At 67.6% G+C, this 18987-nt stretch carries 21 protein-coding genes; 8 read left to right on the top strand and 13 right to left on the bottom strand.

Translation table 11 applies throughout. From position 1 onward, the window contains the following. Positions 1-27: 27 nt before the first annotated feature. From AC1M2K_RS05510 to AC1M2K_RS05475, 8 genes are all read right to left on the bottom strand, one after another. Positions 28-489, bottom strand: coding sequence for an SRPBCC family protein (locus AC1M2K_RS05510; protein ID WP_480240153.1), 462 nt, complete (start codon positions 487-489; stop codon positions 28-30). Further along, positions 486-1094, bottom strand: a complete 609-nt coding sequence (locus AC1M2K_RS05505) for a GNAT family N-acetyltransferase (protein WP_480240152.1) — start codon at positions 1092-1094, stop codon at positions 486-488. The genes AC1M2K_RS05510 and AC1M2K_RS05505 overlap by 4 nt, the downstream gene beginning before the upstream one ends. Positions 1095-1211: 117 nt before the next feature. Continuing rightward, the gene (locus AC1M2K_RS05500; protein ID WP_480240151.1) at positions 1212-1865 is read right to left on the bottom strand and encodes a response regulator; all 654 of its coding nucleotides are present in this window, start codon (positions 1863-1865) and stop codon (positions 1212-1214) included. Then, on the bottom strand, positions 1862-3037 hold the full coding sequence (locus tag AC1M2K_RS05495; RefSeq protein WP_480240150.1) for a sensor histidine kinase: 1176 nt from the start codon (positions 3035-3037) through the stop codon (positions 1862-1864). Before AC1M2K_RS05495 ends, AC1M2K_RS05500 begins: the two co-directional genes overlap by 4 nt. Before the next feature lie 127 nt (positions 3038-3164). Continuing rightward, positions 3165-4037, bottom strand: coding sequence for an ABC transporter permease (locus AC1M2K_RS05490; protein ID WP_480240149.1), 873 nt, complete (start codon positions 4035-4037; stop codon positions 3165-3167). Further along, a complete protein-coding gene (locus tag AC1M2K_RS05485) occupies positions 4030-4956 on the bottom strand; it encodes an ABC transporter ATP-binding protein (RefSeq protein WP_480240148.1) in 927 nt (308 codons plus the stop codon). Before AC1M2K_RS05485 ends, AC1M2K_RS05490 begins: the two co-directional genes overlap by 8 nt. A gap of 170 nt (positions 4957-5126) precedes the next feature. After that, positions 5127-5693: an RBBP9/YdeN family alpha/beta hydrolase gene (locus AC1M2K_RS05480; protein WP_480240147.1), complete on the bottom strand. Its 567-nt coding sequence runs from the start codon at positions 5691-5693 to the stop codon at positions 5127-5129. A 37-nt stretch (positions 5694-5730) separates the two neighbouring features. Further along, on the bottom strand, positions 5731-7044 hold the full coding sequence (locus tag AC1M2K_RS05475) for an MATE family efflux transporter (protein WP_480240146.1): 1314 nt from the start codon (positions 7042-7044) through the stop codon (positions 5731-5733). 86 nt (positions 7045-7130) lie between these two features. Between AC1M2K_RS05475 and AC1M2K_RS05470 the strand changes: the two genes are divergently transcribed. From AC1M2K_RS05470 to AC1M2K_RS05460, 3 genes are all read left to right on the top strand, one after another. Continuing rightward, positions 7131-7490 (top strand): VOC family protein, encoded by a 360-nt coding sequence (locus AC1M2K_RS05470; RefSeq protein WP_480238384.1) that lies wholly within the window; start codon positions 7131-7133, stop codon positions 7488-7490. A gap of 67 nt (positions 7491-7557) precedes the next feature. Further along, entirely contained in the window at positions 7558-8514 is a 957-nt protein-coding gene (locus AC1M2K_RS05465; protein WP_480238383.1) for an ABC transporter ATP-binding protein, read from the top strand. After that, entirely contained in the window at positions 8511-10130 is a 1620-nt protein-coding gene (locus AC1M2K_RS05460; protein ID WP_480240145.1) for an ABC transporter permease, read from the top strand. Before AC1M2K_RS05465 ends, AC1M2K_RS05460 begins: the two co-directional genes overlap by 4 nt. A 4-nt stretch (positions 10131-10134) precedes the next feature. Here AC1M2K_RS05460 and AC1M2K_RS05455 read toward each other — a convergent pair whose 3' ends face one another. Further along, positions 10135-10566 (bottom strand): Lrp/AsnC family transcriptional regulator, encoded by a 432-nt coding sequence (locus tag AC1M2K_RS05455; RefSeq protein ID WP_480238381.1) that lies wholly within the window; start codon positions 10564-10566, stop codon positions 10135-10137. Between the two features lie 123 nt (positions 10567-10689). Between AC1M2K_RS05455 and AC1M2K_RS05450 the strand changes: the two genes are divergently transcribed. From AC1M2K_RS05450 to AC1M2K_RS05435, 4 genes are all read left to right on the top strand, one after another. Next, on the top strand, positions 10690-11721 hold the full coding sequence (locus AC1M2K_RS05450) for an ornithine cyclodeaminase (RefSeq protein WP_480240144.1): 1032 nt from the start codon (positions 10690-10692) through the stop codon (positions 11719-11721). Positions 11722-11731: 10 nt separating this feature from the next. Further along, positions 11732-12721, top strand: coding sequence for a citrulline utilization hydrolase CtlX (ctlX, locus tag AC1M2K_RS05445; RefSeq protein ID WP_480240143.1), 990 nt, complete (start codon positions 11732-11734; stop codon positions 12719-12721). Between the two features lie 79 nt (positions 12722-12800). Continuing rightward, the gene (locus AC1M2K_RS05440; RefSeq protein WP_480240142.1) at positions 12801-14816 is read left to right on the top strand and encodes a M13 family metallopeptidase; all 2016 of its coding nucleotides are present in this window, start codon (positions 12801-12803) and stop codon (positions 14814-14816) included. 181 nt (positions 14817-14997) lie between these two features. After that, positions 14998-15927 (top strand): serine hydrolase, encoded by a 930-nt coding sequence (locus tag AC1M2K_RS05435; RefSeq protein ID WP_480238377.1) that lies wholly within the window; start codon positions 14998-15000, stop codon positions 15925-15927. A 1-nt stretch (position 15928) separates the two neighbouring features. On the opposite strand, the gene AC1M2K_RS05430 is transcribed toward AC1M2K_RS05435, so the two are convergent. Next, on the bottom strand, positions 15929-16276 hold the full coding sequence (locus AC1M2K_RS05430) for an HNH endonuclease (protein WP_480240141.1): 348 nt from the start codon (positions 16274-16276) through the stop codon (positions 15929-15931). Between the two features lie 207 nt (positions 16277-16483). Here AC1M2K_RS05430 and AC1M2K_RS05425 point away from each other — a divergent pair, with 207 nt between their 5' ends. Beyond that, on the top strand, positions 16484-16891 hold the full coding sequence (locus AC1M2K_RS05425; RefSeq protein WP_480238375.1) for a VOC family protein: 408 nt from the start codon (positions 16484-16486) through the stop codon (positions 16889-16891). A 129-nt stretch (positions 16892-17020) separates the two neighbouring features. Here the strand turns inward: AC1M2K_RS05425 and AC1M2K_RS05420 are convergent, their stop codons facing one another. Genes AC1M2K_RS05420 through AC1M2K_RS05410 form a run of 3 tightly spaced genes read right to left on the bottom strand, consistent with a single transcriptional unit; the run spans position 17021 to position 18908 of the window. Further along, positions 17021-17428: an NUDIX hydrolase gene (locus AC1M2K_RS05420; protein ID WP_480240140.1), complete on the bottom strand. Its 408-nt coding sequence runs from the start codon at positions 17426-17428 to the stop codon at positions 17021-17023. After that, a complete protein-coding gene (locus AC1M2K_RS05415) occupies positions 17425-18162 on the bottom strand; it encodes an esterase/lipase family protein (RefSeq protein WP_480240139.1) in 738 nt (245 codons plus the stop codon). Before AC1M2K_RS05415 ends, AC1M2K_RS05420 begins: the two co-directional genes overlap by 4 nt. Beyond that, positions 18159-18908 (bottom strand): alpha/beta fold hydrolase, encoded by a 750-nt coding sequence (locus AC1M2K_RS05410; protein WP_480240138.1) that lies wholly within the window; start codon positions 18906-18908, stop codon positions 18159-18161. Before AC1M2K_RS05410 ends, AC1M2K_RS05415 begins: the two co-directional genes overlap by 4 nt. Positions 18909-18987: the final 79 nt, after the last annotated feature.

Here is an 18987-nt window from a genome sequence, read left to right as displayed (position 1 = left end):
CGCTGGGAGAGCTATCTGTGAGCGGCCTCAGCCGAACACATCCGTCTGCCCCAGGTGCGAGATCAGCGCGTCGAGCACGCTGTCCCAACCGTCGTGCACGTCGTCGCCTGACAGGCCGTCATATCCGCGCAGGTCGAAGGTCAAGCGCGTGAGCTCACCCAGGTCCTTGATCGTCACTGTGACGAGTGGGCAGTCGTCCGGGTCGTCGTCGGGGCTGCCCCAGGTGAAGACGAGCTTCTCGGGTGGAACGACCTCGCGGTACTCTCCACCCGTCGGATATCGTTCGCCGGTTGCGTCGTTGACGATCGTGCACGAGTAGCGGCCGCCGACGCGGGCATCGATCCGGACGTCCTCCCGAGGTGTGCTGAATCCGGCCGGATGCCACCAGTGGGCGGTCTCGTCCGGGTTCGTCCATGCCTCCCAGATCTCGATGGGCGTCGCGTCGATGTTGCGAGCGAGCGTGAAGCCCTTCGTGGTGTCGATCGTCATTCTGCGTCTCTTCTCTGTTGTCGTCGTTCCCGTGTTCGTACCTTCGCGGCCGGCCACTCCCGGTCGAGCATCGCGTAGACCCCGGTGTCCTCCCAGCGGCCCTTCACGAACAGGTCCTCGACGAAGTGGGCTTCTTCGCGCATCCCGAGCCGCAGACACAGGCGAACGGATGCCGTGTTCTCGGGAGTGAGCGACGCGAAGATGCGGTGCGCCCCCATCGTCTCGAAGCCGACGGCCATCAGCGCCAGGGCGGACTCGCTCGCGTAGCCATTGCCTGCGACGTCCGGGTGGAAGACCCAGCCGATCTCGAGCGTGGCGTTCTCCGCCTTCTCGATGGTGAAGTACATCTGGCCGATGACCCGGTCGTCGTCCGTGCGCTGCACGGCGAGCTGGAGGTAGTCGCCGTCCTTCTCCAGCCGCGTCCTCCCGGCATCCTGGGCGACCTTCGCGGCCACGGTGTCGCGGTCCCGCGGCTCGTAGAGGAGGTATTCGCAGACATCCGCCCGCGACTGCCAGGAATGGATGGCGTCGACGTCGGCATCCGTTTCGAGGCGGAGGATCAGCCGCTCGGTCTCGATGGGCTCACGGAACTGGAAAGCGCGCATGCCTCATGCTAGCGAGCGGTCCTCAGCGCACGAGATGGCAGTTACGCACTCAAAATCGCGAACTCCGGGTCCGTTGGGTGCGCAACTGCCATGTCGCGGGACGGAGGGCAGGCGAGTTCAGAGCAGGCCGAGTTCGAGCGCGAGCGTGACCGCGCGGGTACGGTCGCTGACGCCGAGCTTCTCGAACGCGTGGAGGAGGTGCGTCTTCACAGTCGCTTCGCTGATGAACAGCCGCGTGGCGATGACCGGGTTGCTGTCGCCGGTCGCCACCAGGCGCAGGACGTCGAGTTCACGGGCGCTGAGCTTCGGCGGTGTCACGGCGGCACCCTGGCGCATCCGGTCGACGAGTTTCGCCGCGATGGCCGGCGCAAGAACCGTCTGGCCGCCCACGACGGAGCGCACGCCGGCGACGATCTCGTCCTGAGGCGCCGCCTTGAGCAGGTATCCGCTGGCACCCGCTTCGATGGCGCCGAGGATGTGGTCGTCGGTCTCGTACGTGGTCAGGATGAGCACACGGGTCCCAGGCACCGTAGCGATGATCCGGGCCGTCGCCGCAGCGCCGTCGAGCTCCTCGCCGCCCGGGACGGGCATGCGGAGATCCATCAGAACGAGATCCGGCCGGTGTTCCTGGGCCAGGGCCACCGCCTCCACGCCGTTCGCCGCCTCGGCGACCACCTCGATGCCGTCGGCGAGCGAGAGCAGGGAGGCGATGCCCGACCGGACGATGGGGTGATCGTCGGCCACAACGACGCGGATCGGCTGTTCGGTCATTCTGACGCGTCCTTTCCGAGGGGGATGTCGACGGTGAGTTCCGTTCCAGACGCGCGGACGGCATCCGCGACGGTCAGCGTGCCGCCGACGAGCCCCACCCTGTCGCGCATGCCGCTGAGGCCGAAACCGCGCTCGTCACCGGGCTGGAATCCGTCGAGACCGCGACCATCGTCGGCGACGCGAAGGGTCACAGTGCCCTCGTCCTGGACGACGGTGACGGATGCCGTCCGAGCCTGCGCGTGTTTCCTTACGTTGGCGAGACCCTCCTGCGCGCAGCGCAGCAGGACGACCTCGATGTCTCGAGGCAGATCGGCCAGAGTCGTCTCAGTGGTCACGGTGACGCCGGTCTCGCGGGAGAAGCGCTCGCCGAGCCGGTCGAGGGTGTCGGCGAGTGACGCGTCGCTCGCGGGCAGCCCCGCGTTGGCTGTCACGAGGGCGCGCGCTTCGCTGAGCGCGTCACGGGCCGTGGACTCGATGAGTTCGAGCGTCGAATCGGGAGCGGGTTGCTCGAGGCGGGCGCGCTGCGCGAGCATGACGACGCTTGTGAGGCTCTGCGCGATCGTGTCGTGGATCTCGCGGGCGATGCGTTCGCGTTCTGCGGTCGCCCCGGCATCCCTGCTCATCAGCTCCAGCTCGCCCTGTGCCGACTGCAGGTCGTCCAGCAGACGCTGCCGTTCTTCGCCGTACTCGGCGATGCTCGTGATCCAGAGGCCGAGAGCCAGGCTGAAGCCGAGCGAGAGACCGCCGACGAACAGGGCCTGGATCAGCCCTTCGATGCCGTCGCCCAACCCGATGAGAAAACCTGAGGTCATCACGGCGGCCGCGCCGATGTTGGCGAGAACAGCCTGCTTCCGGCTCAGCGAAACCACCCAGATGAGCGGGAACACGATGAACTGGGTGGTCAGCATGTTGGGTTCGAACGCGGCACCCACCCCCACCACGACGGCGAGGAGCGCCTGGAAGGTGATGCTCGGCCACACCGACGTCGGTGCCGGGTCTCTGTCGGCAGCCCCGACCAGTCGGCGGCCGAGCACGAAGTAGACGATGCACAACAGGGCCAGCGAGATCCATGCTCCCCACTGGTCGAGCCCATCAGACGCGAACGCGACAACGACGCCGACGACGAGAGCCGTCGCCGTCACAGCGACATCCCACCATTTCGGATTGTTCACGGCACTACTCTCTCGTACTTGGGTCGGCCGGCAGGCCGGGTGGCGATGCGAATCTCGGGAGGAAAATCAGGGGGTCGGTCCCCGTATGGACGACGGACCCCCCGATTTTCCTCCCGAGGCAGCAACGTCAGCTGTCCTTGCGGATCCAGCGGAAGGTGAGCCGGCAGAGCACCAGGCCGACCACGCACCAGATCAGGAGGTTGACGGCGACCCAGCCGAGATCCCATGTGCCGTTCTGCTCGAGTGCGGCGAAGCTCTCGGGCAGGAAGACGGAGCGCATGCCCTGGGCGAGCCACTTGAGCGGGAAGATGCTTGCGATGTTCTGAAGCCACTCAGGCAGCATCGTGAACATGAGATAGACGCCGGAGATGAACTGCAGGACGAGGACGATCGGGATCACGACGGCCGTCGCGCTCTTCCCGGACCGAGGGACCGATGACAGCGCGATGCCGAGGACGGCGCAGGTGACGATGCCCAGCAGGTAGAGCCACGCGAATGTCGCCCACTTCTCGGGCTCCGTCGGCAGCTCGATCGAGAACACGACGCGTGCCACGAACAGGAGCAGCACGACCTGGGCGAGCGAGGTGACGAAGACCTGGCCCATCTTCCCGATGAAGTAGCTGATCATCGGGAGCGGGGATCCACCCAGCCGTTTGAGGGTGCCGTCGCTCTTCTCCATGGCGATGTCGGTGGCGAGGTTCTGAACCCCGGAGAGGAGGATGCCTGCTGCGACCATTCCCGGGAGGAAGTAGGCGCCCTGGCTGATGCCGCCGCTGCCGTCCGGGTTCGTGCCGACGTTGCCTGCCGTGCTGAATGCGGTGGCGAAGATCGACAGCATCACGACGGGGAAGAGAAAGGTGAAGAACACTTGGTCGCCGACCCGGAAGTACACCCGGATCTCGTAGCCGATCCGCTTCAATCCGAGACGGATGCCGCGGCCGCGCGGGAGGGCGGGAACCGGCGACGCCGGGGTCGGCCTGGTGAGGGTCTGGTCAGACATGGGCTGCTCCTGTCGATTCGGCAGGGTCTGCGACGGTGCCGGTTGCGCTCGAGGCCCCGACGAGACCGAGGTAGACGTCTTCGAGGCTGGGTCGGATGACCTCAAGGTCGCGTGGCTCGCTGTCGCCGGCTGCAACGAGCCGGGAGACGAACGCAGCGGGGGCGTGTGTACGTTCCTCATGGATGCCGTCACCGTCACGCCAGCGGACGACCGGCACACGGGCATCCGCCCCGCCGATGGTGTCGACAGGACCGATCTCGACCAGCCGTCCGGCCGCGATCACGGCGACGCGGTCGGCCAGCTGGGCGGCCTCGTCGAGGTAGTGGGTGGTGAGGAGGATGGTGGTGCCGTCGGCCTTCAGCGAACGGATGAGTTCCCAGAAGTGGCGGCGGGCCTCGGGGTCGAAGCCTGTGGTCGGCTCGTCGAGGAAGAGCAACTGCGGGCGACCGATGACACCGAGGGCGACGTCGACACGGCGACGCTGCCCGCCGGAGAGCTTGCCGATGCGGGTCTTCGCCTTCTCGGTCAGGCCGACGGCGGCGATGACATCATCGACGTCGCGTGGGTTCTCGTAGTAGGCGGCGAATTGCTCGACCTGCTCGCGGACCGAGACGTGTGCGGCCTCGGCGCTCGACTGGAGCACGATACCCAGCTGCGCCTTCCAGGCGAGGCTGGCCTTCTGCGGGTCGACGCCGAGCACGCTCACGTCGCCGCTCGTGCGGTCGCGGTAACCCTCGAGGATCTCGATGGTGGTGGACTTGCCGGCACCGTTGGGGCCGAGCAGCGCGAAGGTCTCACCGCGGTGGATGTCGAAGCTCACGCCGTCGACGGCGGAGAGGGCGCCGTAGCGCTTGGCGAGGTTGCGGACCCTGACGACGGGCTCAGTGGGCTCGTGGGGTCCTGGGCTTGATGGGGTCATGGTTACAGGATGGCGCGCATCCGGCGGTTGCGACAGCGGTGGTCTGGCTGATTCCGGGGTCAACCGATCGGTGGATGCCGTTGCACCGGCACGCGCGGGTCTTCCGGCTTCGCGCGGGTGGAAAATCACCAGCGCGAAGCCGATTCGCCCGCGCGAGCGTTCCGTGAGGGCTACGCCGACGGCGCGGCGAGCATCGCGTCGAGTACCGGCAGCAGTTCGGGGATCGAGCGACAGCCCTGCCGTTCGACGAAGTGACCTCCGCCGGGGATGATCGTCAGCGGCGCGTCCAGCCTTCTGGCGAGCGCCGCGGTCAGCGGCGGGTCCACCGTCGTGTCGTTGTCCGAGCCGAAGACGTGCCGAAAGCGTGCTCCGGCCGCGATCGCCGCGAAGTCGACCGGCTGTGCGGTGAACGGGTTCAGCTGAGGGAGGTTTCGCAACGGCTGCGCGAAGCCGGCGACAAGGACCAACCCGCGCAGGGTCCACGGCCGCGGAAGGGCGTCGAGCACGCGCAGGGTGGTGATCGAACCGAGGCTGTGACCGACGAGGATGGTGTCATCGTCGACCTGCCCGACCGCAGACCCCAGGGTGTCGAGCCAGGCGTCGAGCTGCGGATGCTTCGGATGCGGAAGCGCAGGGACCTCGACGACATCCGCTCCGTACCGCTCGACGAGCCACGGGAACCAGTGCCTGTGCGGCGCAGCGAGGTACCCGTGTGCGACGACGATCCGTGAGGGCATGAGTCGAGTGTGCCAGTACTGCGGTCGAGGCGACGGCTCAGACGCCGACGCGCATCCAGGCGGTCGAGCGCGCCCGCCAGCCGAGGGTGGCAGCCCTCGCGGCGATGTACCCGATCGTGAACGCCGCCGTCAGCAGGGCGAGCCCCGTCGTCCCCGAGGGTGCGGCGAGCAGTACCCAGACCGCAAGCGGCACGAAGAGCGCCACGTTGAGGATGCCGGTGAGCGCGAGATAACGCGCGTCGCCCGCCCCGATGAGCACACCGTCGAGCACGAAGACGAACCCAGCCAGCGGCACGCTCACCCCGAGCACGACGAGGCTCGGCGCCAGGAGCGCGGCGAGCTCGGGGTCACTCGTGAAGAGCAGCCCGGCGACACCGGACGTCGCGATGACGACGAGCCCGAGGACCACCCCTGAGCCGACGCCCCACTGCAGGCAACGGGCGAGCACGGCGCGGACGCCGACCGTGTCACCAGCGCCCAGGCCCTTGCCGATGAGCGCCTGGGCGGCGATGGCGAGCGAATCGAGGGCGAAGGCGATGAGAGTGAACACCGTCATCACGATCTGGAACCCGGCGAGCTCCACCGTTCCGAGATCGGTCGCCACGAACACGGCCAGCAGGATGGCCGCGCGCAGGCTGAGCGTGCGCACAAACAGCCAGCCGCCGGAGATCGCTGAACCGGAGATACCCGCGCGATGCGGCCGGATCGATGCGCCCGTCCTCCGCGCGTGGGCGAGCACGACGACGAGGTAGACCGCGGCCATCCCCCACTGGGCGATCACCGTCCCCAGGGCCGATCCGCCGATACCGAAGCCGAGCACGTAGATGAACACGAAGTTGAGGGCGACGTTGATGCCGAAACCCGCGATGGCCACGATCAGCGGTGTGCGGGTGTCCTGCAGCCCGCGCAGCAGCCCAGTCGCCGCGAAGACGAGGAGCATGGCGGGGAGTCCGGCCATCGAGATCGAGAGATAGATGGATGCCTCGACCGCGACATCCGGGGCGGCGCCGAATGGCGCGAGCAACAGCGGAGTGGCGAGCGCTCCGACTGCAGCGAGGACGATTCCGAGGCCGAGCGCGAGCCAGAGGCCGTCGATCCCGACGGAGACGGCGCCCGGTTCGTCCCCTGCTCCGAGCCGGCGGGCGACGGCGGGAGTCGTGGCGTATGCGAGGAAGACCATGAGGCCGATGATCGTCTGGAGCACCGCTCCTGCGAGCCCGAGGCCGGCGAGCGGTGTCACGCCGAGGTGCCCGATCATGGCCGAGTCGGCCAGCAGGAACAGCGGTTCGGCGAGAAGCGCGCCGAGGGCGGGGACCGCGAGGCGCAGGATGTCGCGGTCGACTTTTCGCACGCCTTCGAGCCTAGCCCCGGCCCCTGTCACCGGTTCCGCCGTCGCGAGGGTTGCCGCCGAACCGGAGCCACGGCTAACGTCTCCCCATGATCGGTGAACTCCGCAGCGTCGTCCTCGACTGCCCTGACCCTGACCGCCTTGCAACGTTCTACGGCGAACTCCTCGGAATGGAGCGGATCATCGACAGGGACGACTGGGTCGCGCTCAGGAAGCCGGATCGAGGTCCTCGGGTCTCGTTCCAGCGAGTCGATCCGTACACCCCGCCGCAGTGGCCAGGCCAGCTGGTGCCACAGCAACTGCACATCGACGTCACCGTCGACGACCTCGACGAGGGAGAGGCCCAGGTGCTCTCCCTCGGTGCAACGGATGCCGGATACCGCGAAGACGACTTCCGGGTTTACCTCGACCCAGCCGGGCATCCGTTCTGTTTGTGTGTCGACGACTGACCGACGCTGCCGCGACACGCGAGGGAACCCCTTAACAACGTCCGGTGCGAGGCGTAATGTCCGCAGCATGAGCACTGTCATTTCGGCGCATGACCTGCGAAAGCACTACGGTCACACGCGGGCTCTCGACGGCCTCGACCTCTCCGTGGCCTCGGGCGAGATCCATGGCTTCCTTGGTCCGAACGGCGCAGGCAAGTCGACCACGATCCGGATCCTCCTCGGCCTGGCCAGGGCGACGTCCGGCAGTGTGTCCGTCTTCGACAGGAACCCCTGGACGGATGCCGTTGCGCTCCACCGCCGGATGGCATACGTCCCCGGCGGTGTCGCCCTCTGGCCGACGCTCACAGGCGGCGAAGCCATCGACCTGCTCAGCAGGCTGAGGGGCATCGACGATCCTGTGCAGTACGCCGCCCGTCGTGCCCACCTCATCGAGGTGTTCCAGTTCGACCCGAGCCGAAAGGGCCACACCTACTCGACGGGGAACCGCCAGAAGGTCGCGCTCATCGCCGCATTCGCCACCCCGGCCAGTCTGTACCTGCTCGATGAGCCCACCGCCGGCCTCGACCCGCTGATGGAGGCGGTGTTCCGCCGTGAGCTCGGCGCCCTGGTCGCCGAAGGCGCCACGGTGCTCCTGTCGAGCCACATCCTCAGCGAGGTGGAGCAGCTCTGTGACCGGGTGAGCATCATCCGCTCAGGCCGCATCGTCGAAACCGGGACCCTCGCCGAACTCCGGCACCTCACGCGCACCGAAGTCGCCTTCGCGGTCGACGGCCTCAGCGAGACCGACCTGCAGGGGATCCCCGGCAGTCACGACCTCGTGATCGACGGCGCCCGCGCGAAATTCACGGCAGACAGCGACGAACTCGTGGACGTTCTTCCGACCCTCGCCGCTCTCCGGGTCCGCGGACTGACCGTGACGCCGCCATCGCTCGAGGAACTGTTCCTGCGCCACTACGGCGACCTGACGGCGGACGTCGCGCGCAAGACCAGGAGAGCGGCCCGCCACACCCGGGCCGGCCGATGAGCACCCTGGGAACGCTGGTCCGGCACCGGATGCGGCGTGACCGAATCCAGATTCCGGTCTGGCTGGCGTCGGTCTCGGCTCTCGTCCTCTTCTCGGCGCTCGCCCTGCAAGACACCTTCGGCAGCCTCGAGGAGCGCACCCTTCTCGTCCGGCTGGCCGCCGCCAACCCGAGCATCATGTTCATCCGCGGTGTCCCGCAGGGTACAGACGCTGACGCCGTGCTCATCTTCACCATCCTCGCGTTCATCGGCGTTCTGGTCGGTCTGATGAATACCTTCCTGGCGGTCAGGCACCTCCGTGCTGAGGAGGAGAGCAGACGCGCCGAACTCGTGGCCGCGACGCCAGCAGCCCGCTCATTCCCTCCTCTGGCAACGCTCGTCTACGGACTCCTCGTCAACCTGACGCTCGCGGTGGCGGTCGCCGGATGCCTCCTGATCGCCGGCCAGGAACTCGCCGGCTCGATCGTGACCGGCTTGTCCCTCTGCGGCGTCGGCGTCGTGTTCCTCACGGTCGGCGGTGTGGCATCCGAACTCATGCCGAGCGCACGGGCCGCGAACGGAGTGGCCGTCGGCGCGGTGCTGCTTGCCTACCTGCTGCGCGGGATCGCGGATGCCTTCGGCACGGTGTCGGCGAACGGCCTGTATGTCGAGAGCGGCTGGCTCAGCTGGCTCTCGCCGATCGGCTGGGCCCAGCAGACGCACCCATTCACCGAGAACAACCTTGCGCCCCTGCTTCTGCACGTCGCCGTCGCCGCCGTGCTCGTGGGGTCCGCTCTCCTCATCATGGCGCGCAGGGACACGGGAGACAGCGTCCTGGCAAGCAGCGGAGGTCGCGCGACAGCGAGCCGAGCGCTCTCCGGCCCCTTCGGCCTGGCCTGGCGGCTGCAGTGGCCCTCGATCATCGCCTGGTGCGCCGGCGGAGCGGCCTTCGGCATCTTCGGAGGATCACTCGGAACGGCGATCGCCAGCTCCGACCTCGGGGACAGTCCGATCGCCGATCAGCTCGCCCGGCTCTCGCGGGGCGGTGACACCCTGACCGAGGCGTTCATCTCGGTCATCTTCACGATCGTCGGAATCGTTGCTGCAGGAAGCGCCATCCAGGCCGTCGTCCGGCTGCGCCAGGAGGAGTCGCTCGTCGGCGGACAGCTCGTCCTGGTCACTCCGATCTCCCGGTTCCGCTGGGCGGGCGGGTACGTGGCGGTTGGGGCGATCGCCATCCTGCTCGTCCTTACCGCGGGCGCCGTGGCATCCGTTCTCGCAGCCCTCGCGGTCGGGGCGCCGGAGGAGAGCATCGAGGACTCGGTTCTCGCCGCGCTCGCTCAGCTTCCTGCGGCGCTGCTGTTCCTCTGCGCCGTGTCGCTCGTGTGGTCGCTCATCCCTCGGCTCACCTCAGGGATCGGCTGGGGTCTGCTCGCGCTCGCCGTGTTCCTCGGCGTCTTCGGCAGCCTGGTCGGGCTGCCGGAGTGGACGGCGGAGCTCTCGCCGTTCAGCCACACCCCTGTGCCGTCCGGCGAAGACCCCGACTGGAGTGGAGGCATCGTGATGCTTGGCCTGGCGCTGGTCGCGGGCGCCGCGGCGATGCTCCTCTTCCGTCGACGGGACGTCGCCGTGGGCTGACGGGTCAGCGCATCACCGACGTGAGCAGCAGACTCGTCTCGCTGTTGAGCACGCCGTCGACCGACCTGATCCTCCCGAGGACCCGGTCGAAGTCCGCGAGACTCGAGGTGCGGAGTTCGGCGACGAGGTCCCAGCCCCCGTTCGTCGAGTGAAGGGCCTCGATCTCCGGAAATCCGCGCAGCTTGCGGATCACGGCGTCTGTCGACCGTCCCTCGACCTCGATGAGCGACACGGCGCGAACGGTGTCGAGCTCGCTGTCGTCACGGATGCGTACCGAGAAACCGACGATGACGCCTGCCGACACGAGTTTGTCGAGGCGGCTGGTCACCGTCGCCCGGGAGACCTCGAGCGTCCTCGCCAGCTCGGCGACGGGCGCTCGACCGTTCTCGCGCAGGGCCGCCAGAAGTCGTCGGTCCAGGTCGGTGAAGGATGCCATGAGCAGAGTGTACAACCGGGCCTGTCGTTGTGGCGGACCACCCCGTCAAGACTGAACGAATTGCTCATTGTCGTTGCAGATCGTCGATCCGTAGCGTTGACAGCGAAGAAGGAGGTCGCCCGAATGACCAGATTCGTCGACGTGCGCAACATGGTGCGCTGGGCCTCGGCCGCCGGGGTCGAGAGCATCATCGCCGGGATGGCGCGGTACGTCGAAGACGACTTCCGTCGCTGGGAAGCGTTCGACAAGACGCCCAGAATCGCGAGTCACACGCCGTTCGGCGTGATCGAGTTGATGCCGACGAGCGACAACGAGACCTACGCCTTCAAGTACGTCAACGGGCACCCGTCCAACCCCGGCAGGGGTTTCCAGACCGTCACCGCGTTCGGTGCGCTCGCCGACGTGCACAACGGCTATCCGGTGTTCATGGCGGAGATGACGCTGCTCACCGCGCTGAGGACGGCGGCGACGTCGGCGATGGTGGCGAAACACCTCGCCAGGCCAGACTCCCGCCGACTGACGCTCATCGGAACGGGCAGCCAGTCCGAGTTCCAGGCACTCGGCTTCCGCGCCGTCCTCGGCATCGACACTCTCACGGTGTGGGACACCGACGAGAAGGCGATGCAGAAGTTCGCCCGCAACATGGAGCCGCTCGGGTTCGACGTGACTCTCGCCTCGTCGGCGAGGGACGCCGTTCGTGGCGCGGACATCGTGACCACGTGCACGGCCGACAAGACCCAGGCCACCGTGCTCCACGCGGACTGGATCGAGCCGGGAATGCACCTCAATGCGATCGGCGGTGACTGCCCCGGCAAGACCGAGCTGGACGCCGCCATCCTCGATACCGCCGATGTGTTCGTCGAGTACACCCCACAGACCCGGATCGAAGGTGAGATCCAGCAGGCACAGGCGGACTTCCCGGTCACCGAGCTGTGGCAGGTCCTCCTCGGACGCGCGGCCGGACGGTCGTCCCGCGAGCAGGTCACCCTCTTCGACTCGGTCGGCTTCGCGATCGAAGACTTCTCCGCGCTGCGGTACGTCAGCGACGCGGTGGTCGGTACCGACTTCTTCGACGTGCTCGACCTCGTTGCGGAGCCTGAGGATCCGAAGGACCTCTTCGGTCTCGTCGGCGTGCTGTCCCCCGTCGGCACCTGAGGCGGCAGGCATGTCCGCCCAGGCGCCGTCGTCCGTCATCCTGATCCGGCCGAGTCGATTCCGTCCCAATCCCGAGACCGCGCAGGACAACGCGTTCCAGTCCCCGGCCACGGGTGAGGACCCGGGTGAACTCGCCCTCCGGGCGTACGACGAGGTCACCGCAGTCGCCGAGGCCCTGGACCGGGCCGGGGTGACGGTCCACCTCTTCGACGACGAGGAGCACACACGCCCGGACAGCGTGTTCCCGAACAACTGGCTCTCCACCCACGCCGGTGGTCACGTCGCGCTGTTCCCGATGTTCGCGGCGTCGAGGCGAGGGGAACGCAGGACGGATGTCGTCGAGATGCTGAAAGCCGGCTATCGCGTGCAGACGGTCACCGACTACTCCGGACTGGAACCTGACGGTGTCTTCCTGGAAGGCACGGGGGCCATGGTGCTCGACCACGAAGCACGGATCGCCTACGTCGCCCGCTCCAACCGGGCCGACCCCGTCGCCCTGGAGCGGTTCTGCACGGATTTCGGCTACGAGCCCATCGCGTTCGACGCCACGGACGAGCACGGCGTCCCGGTCTATCACACCAACGTCATGATGTGCATTGCCACCGACTTCGTGCTCGTCGGTCTCGATCTCATCAGCGTCGAGGCCCGGCGCAGGGAGGTCGCGGACCGGCTTCGTGGCCGCCGCAGGTCCGTTCTCGCGCTGTCGCACCACCAGATTCGCGAGTTCGCCGGCAACGCCATCGAACTGGAGGGGGAGGACGGGCGGATCCTGGCGATGTCGACGCGTGCCCTCGACAGCCTCGACGAGAACCAGAGGGCGGTCATCGAGAAGAGTTGCACCGTGCTTCCCCTGTCGATACCGACGATCGAACTCGCCGGAGGATCGATCCGCTGCATGATCGCGGGCATCCATCTCGAAGCGCGTCCCGTCGCCCCTGAGTGGTCCGAAGTCGCTGGGCCCTCGTACGCGGAACTCAGCGATCCGGTCCCGGCGGCCTGAGCCGGACATCTCGAGTTCGCTGTGACGCCGGGCGAGAATTGCCCGCCCGGAAACATCCGCAGTCTCCTAGGGTGGAATCATGACTGACGCTGCTCTTCCCTCCGGCATCACCCTCGACGAGCTCGACCCGGCGGTGCGGCCGCAGGACGACCTGTACCGGCACGTCAACGGGAAGTGGCTCGACCGCACGGACATCCCGTCGGACAAGGCGCGCTGGGGATCGTTCCACATGCTGGCCGAGGAGGCCGAGAAGGCCGTCCAGACGATCATCCTCGAGGCACAGGATGCTCCTGAGGACGAGAACACTGACCCTGAGCAGCGCAAGGTCGGCGACCTTTACGCGAGCTTCATGGACGAGGACCTGATCGAGGCCCTCGGCGCCACCCCGATCGCCGGGCAGCTCGCCGCGATCGAGAACGTCAACTCGATCGAGCAGCTCGTTCGCACCACGGCCCAGTTCGATCGCGCCGGAGTGAGCGGATTCTTCCAGCTCTACGTCGACAACGACCCGGGTAACCCCGAGCGCTACCTCGTCCTCGTCGAGCAGGGCGGCATTTCGCTGCCCGACGAGAGCTACTACCGCGAAGAGAAATTCGCGTCGATCCGTTCCGCATACGTGTCGCACGTGCAGCATCTCTTCGAACTCGTCGCAGACGGCATCCCCGGCGGTGCGCAGTTCCGCAACGCCGCCGCCCGCGCGCAGCACGTGTTCGACATCGAGACGGCCATCGCCGCCGTGCACTGGGACAATGTGCGCTCCCGCGACAGTGAAGCCACATACAACCTGCACACCTGGGATGAAGCCGGCGCACTGTTCGACGGTGGGCCAGCCGGCCGTGCCCTCATCGACGGATGGCTCGAGGCGCTCGGCGCCCCAGATGGGGCGTTCGACGAGCTCGTCGTCCGCCAGCCCAGCTTCTTCGCCGGCCTGGCGCCCCTGCTCGTGACGTCGAAGCTCGAGGCCTGGAAGGACTGGCTGGCGTGGAAGGTCATCCACGGGGCCGCACCGTACCTCTCGACCGAGTTCGTGGAATCCAACTTCGCCTTCTACGGCCGCACTCTCTCCGGCACCCCCGAGATCCGGGACCGCTGGAAGCGCGGCGTCTCCCTCGTCGAGGGCGTCCTGGGCGAGGCCGTCGGCAAGATCTACGTCGACAGGCACTTCCCGCCGCAGGCCAAGGCGTCGATGGACGTGCTCGTCCAGAACCTCGTCGAGGCCTACAGGCAGTCCATCACGACGCTCGAGTGGATGGGCAACGACACCCGCAAGCGCGCGCTCGAGAAGCTCGAGAAGTTCACCCCGAAGATCGGCTTCCCGTCGAAATGGCGCGACTACTCCGCTCTCGACGTGCAGCGCACCGACCTGATCGGCAACGTCCGCAGGGCCAGTCTGTTCGAGTTCAACCGCGAGCTCGGCAAGATCGGCAAGCCGCTGGACCGGGACGAGTGGTTCATGACGCCGCAGACCATCAACGCCTATTACAACCCCGGGTTCAACGAAATCGTCTTCCCCGCGGCCATCCTCCAGTTCCCGTTCTTCGACGAGAACCGGGATGCCGCGGCGAACTACGGTGCGATCGGCGCCGTCATCGGTCACGAGATCGGGCACGGTTTCGACGACCAGGGATCGAAGTACGACGGTGACGGCAAACTCACCGACTGGTGGACGTCGAAGGACCGGAAAGCGTTCGAGAAGCGCACGGCCTCGCTGATCGCCCAGTACAACGCCCTCGCCCCAGCGCAGGTGCCCGACCACCACGTCAACGGCGCCCTCACCATCGGTGAGAACATCGGCGACCTCGGAGGCCTCTCGATCGCGTGGAAGGCGTACCTGATCTCCCTCGCTGGGGAGGCGCCGCCGGTCGTCGACGGACTCAGCGGGGCCGAGCGTTTCTTCCTCTCCTGGGCCCAGGCCTGGCAGCAGAAGGCGCGCGACGCCGAGGTGATCCGTCTGCTCGCCATCGACCCGCACTCCCCGAACGAGTTCAGGTGCAACCAGATCGTCCGGAACATCGACGAGTACTACGAGACCTTCGGAGTGACATCCTCCGATGCGCTCTGGCTCGACCCTGCGCAGCGGGTCACGATCTGGTAGATCGCCCCCTCGCGATCGCGGCAAGTCTGCGATACTGGGGAAACGGCCACGACGCATCGCTCTCCCGTCCGTGTGGCGGACGGGACGGCATCAGCACTCCCGGCCGGGATCCAGAAAAACTCTGATCGGGACGACCGCGAGAGCGGGTGTGGGGACGCGCCGATCCACTCAACGGAGATTCATGCCAGTGGCACCGTCGACGCAACACCCGGCTGCACCGCAGTCACGAGGCAGATCACGGCAGCGTGAGCGACGCCGCGCACGGCACCGCTCCGCTGAGCCGGCAGAGACGTTCTCGAGAAGCCTCAAGGCCCTCGGTTACCTGGCCCGCAACGGCGTGCAGGTTTCCGCGCGCGTCACCGATCTGTCGACCGGCGCCGAACTGCTCAGCGTCGACGACTACGTGGTCATGCCGACCGCGTCCATCGGCAAAGTGCTGCTCCTCGTGGACGTGGCCGCGCGACTGGACGACACCGAGTTCGCGGCTCTGACCATCCTCGACCGCGAGTCGAACGACTCGGTCGGCGACTCAGGCATCTGGCAGCACCTCCAGGCACCGTCGCTGCCCGTCGCCGACCTCGCCGCACTCGTCGGTGCCACGAGCGACAACCTCGCCACGAACGTGCTGCTGCGTCTCATCGGCCTCGACTCCGTGCGCAGGCGCGCCGAGTCCATCGGCCTCAAGCGCACGGCCCTCCTCGACCGGGTTCGCGACCACCGCGGACCGGACGACGCACCGCACCTCTCCGTCGGCTCGATGAAGGAGATCGCGTGGCTGTTCTCCGCGCTCGCCAGGGGTGAGATCGTCGACCAGTCCACGAGCCAGAGGGTGGCCGGCTGGCTGTCGCTCAACGCGGACCTCTCGATGGTCGCCTCTGCATTCGGCATGGACCCGTTGTCGCACCGCTCGGGTGATCACGGCATCCAGATGTTCAACAAGACCGGTGTGGACGCTGGAGTTCGAGCCGACGCCGGTGTGGTGCGTGGACCGCGGGCCGGGGTCGCATACGCGATCGCCGTATCGTTCGCCGACACGGACCTGTCGACGAGGCTTGCCGTCTACGACGCGATGCACACGGTCGGACTGGACCTGGTCGAGTACATCCACTAGTTCACTGGTGGCCGGGCACGGCACTATCTGTGACAGGAGTCTTCTGGGGTTCGGCACCGAACTGAAGTGCGAGCATCGCGGTGATCTCCACGTGGCGCAGCAGGAACGCCCGCTCGTCGAGCCGCTTACGCCGCAGCCACCGGGTGACCTCCTCGTTGCACTTGCTGGCATTGCAGGAGCCGCACGCCGGCGCAATGTTGTCGAGCGTGTAACGTCCGCCGCGGGAAAGCGCCAGGACGCAGTCGCGCTGAAGCGGCTTGTCGATCGCGCCGCAATACGCACAGCCGCCCCAGGCCGACTTGAGAGCCGTCCACTGCGCGTCGCTGAGATCGTGCTCGACACGATCCATCCTGCGCTTCCGTCTTCGAGCGGCTCTGACCTTGCGACTGTGGTTGAGCGCCATCGTCCCAGCATAGGCACGTCGACCGCGAACGGGCCCGAGGTGAGTGTCCGGGTCTGGTCGTCGAGCCGACGTAGCGGGCACGAACGCCAGGTCGGGAAGCAGAGAGGGCATCGCGTGGTTGCACTCGTCACCGATGCAGTGAGAGGACACACGATGGGCAAGGTTCTGCAGATGCGACTCGTCGTCGAGGCCGACGATTACGACGCGGCTGTCGCGTTCTACCGCGACGCGCTCGGGCTGGACGAGGAGGCCGCCTTCGAGGGCGATGGGGACGCGCGCGTCATGATCCTCGACGCCGGACGGGCGACCCTCGAGATCGCCAACAGCGCGCAGAAGCGGATGATCGACGACGTCGAAGTCGGCAGGCAGGTCGCGCCGAAGATGCGCGTGGCTTTCGAGGTCGCGGATGCCGCTGGCGAGGCCGACGAACTCACTGCGGCCGGGGCGACGCTCGTGGCGCCCGCCACCCTGACGCCGTGGAACTCGCTGAACGCGCGGCTCGATGCGCCGGACCTGCACATCACGCTGTTCCAGGAGCTGGACCAGCCCGCAGCCCGCTGATCGCACGTCGACAGGCTCAGTAACAGGGGGCGTCGCGTTCGCAACGGCGGAGTTTTCGCGAGTCCGAGCGAGTTTCGCCCACTGATGGCGTGGGTCGACGAAATTCTCCGAAGTTGGGGACGGTGCAGTTCAGTCGATCAGACCCAGCGCCGCCAGCCGCCTCAGCACCTCGGCGCCGGCGGGCGGGCACCGGTGCAGGTCCCCGGTGGTCACCCAGTGCAGCTCGCTCACCTCGGCACTCGGCTGCGGTTCTCCCTCGGTCGCGGCCGAGAACACGACCATGCGCACCTGCCTGCCGTCCGGCTCGCCATGCGCCTGCGTCACGACAGTGAACAGCTCGCGGACGGATCCGGGTACGAGCTCCACCGCCACCTCTTCGCGGGTCTCGCGGGCGGCGGCATCCGCTGCGGACTCTCCGTCGTCGATCTTGCCGCCGGGGAGGTAGATCACGTCGCGGCCGCGGGCGGTGACCATGAGCATCCGGCGATCCCGGAGGAGTGCGACAGCGGCGACCTCGATGTCGGGGAGGCCGGTCACCTGATCTCACCGGAGTCTGCACCCACGGATGCCTCGTCGCTTGCCCGTTCGAGCAACGCGACGGCATCGCGGACGGCGACGAGCGTCTCCTCGCGGTGCAGGATGCGGAAGTGCCCGTCGACGGGGAGCAGGACATTCGTTGCGCCTTCGAGGACGCTTCCGTCCGGCACGTGTGGGTCGAAGCCGCCGAAGATCGACACGATGTGCCCGTTCGCGCTCGCCTGGCTGCCGAGGCTCACGATCGTCTCGTCCGTCGGGAGGAACGCCCTCAGCGTCCTGCCGATCACGTACTTGGCGTAGCGGGAACCGCCGAAGGGGGTGGCGATGGCGACCAGCCCTCGCAGGTGCAGGTCGTCGCGTCGTGACAGCAGCAGATGCTTGCCGACCAGCCCGCCCTTGCTGTGAGCCACGATCATCCGTCCGGCCGGATTGGCGGTGACCTGCGACAGGGCGCGCGCGAGACGCTCAGACGTCTCGACGATCGGCCGCCGATTGTAGCCCAGCCCGTGCACGACACTGATCGGGTAGCCGGCCGCGTTGAGGTTCTCGGCGATGGGGCGGAGAAAGCTCCAGCGTTCGTAGACGCCGGGAATGAGGACGATGGTCGGCTTGCCCGGCTGACCGGTGCCGAACGAAGCAGGCACCTGCCATCGCAGCACCGACCCGGTGTGCACGACGGCGGCGTCGACGTAGTCGCGCGCCCAGATCCGGGCCTTGTTCAGCAGTTCGTTCATTGCCGTCCCTCCGCGTGGCGGGCGATGTGCGCGGCTACCGTCCTGCCGTTCGTCATCATCACCTCGTGTCCTGTTCCGTGCACCTCGACGAGCCTCGACTGCGGGATCACCGCGACGATCCGGTCGACCCAGCTCCTCGGACAGAGCTTGTCCTCACTCCCTCGCACGACGAGTGTGCGTGCCTTCACGTGCGGCATGGTTTTCTCCACCCGGTGATCCATCATCGTCCGCAGGGTCTTGAAGTACCAGCGCGGCCCGGCCTTGACGTAATAGACGAGCCCGTACCCGAGCACCCGGGCCTGCGCGCCCCAGAGGTCCTGCACCAGCCGGACGGCCTGGATCCTGGCGCCGCGCTCGTCGGGGTTGACGGTGGGACTGATCAGCACGACGCAGTCGAAGACGTCAGGATGCCGTGCAGCGGCTTCGACGGCGACCTGGGAGCCCATGGAATGCCCGACGAGCACCGGGTCCGCGATCCGGAGATGGTTGACGAGCTCCGCGATCAGATCGCCCGACTGCTGCATGTCGAGAGGAGCCTCGGGCTCAGGAGCATCGCCGAAGCCGGGAAGGTCGAGCGCGTAGACGCGACCGGTGGTGCCGAGGGCGTCGGTGAGGTCACCCCAGTATCGGCGTCCCATCCCGATCCCGTGGAGCAGGATGTAGCTCGGTCCTGTGTGCACACCGCTCTCGGCGATCACGGTCACCCGCTCGCGAGACCGGAACTCGGTGGTGTGCGGAGCAGGCATGGCGCCAGTCTACGGACGACACCTGTCCGGCGACCGGGCGTGAGCCGCGCGGCTAAGCTTGAGAAGCGTCCGTGCAGCC

This window comes from Mycetocola sp. Y171 (assembly GCF_056713165.1).
Note: the sequence above shows the minus strand (reverse complement) of the source record. Positions and strands in the feature narration are given on the sequence as shown.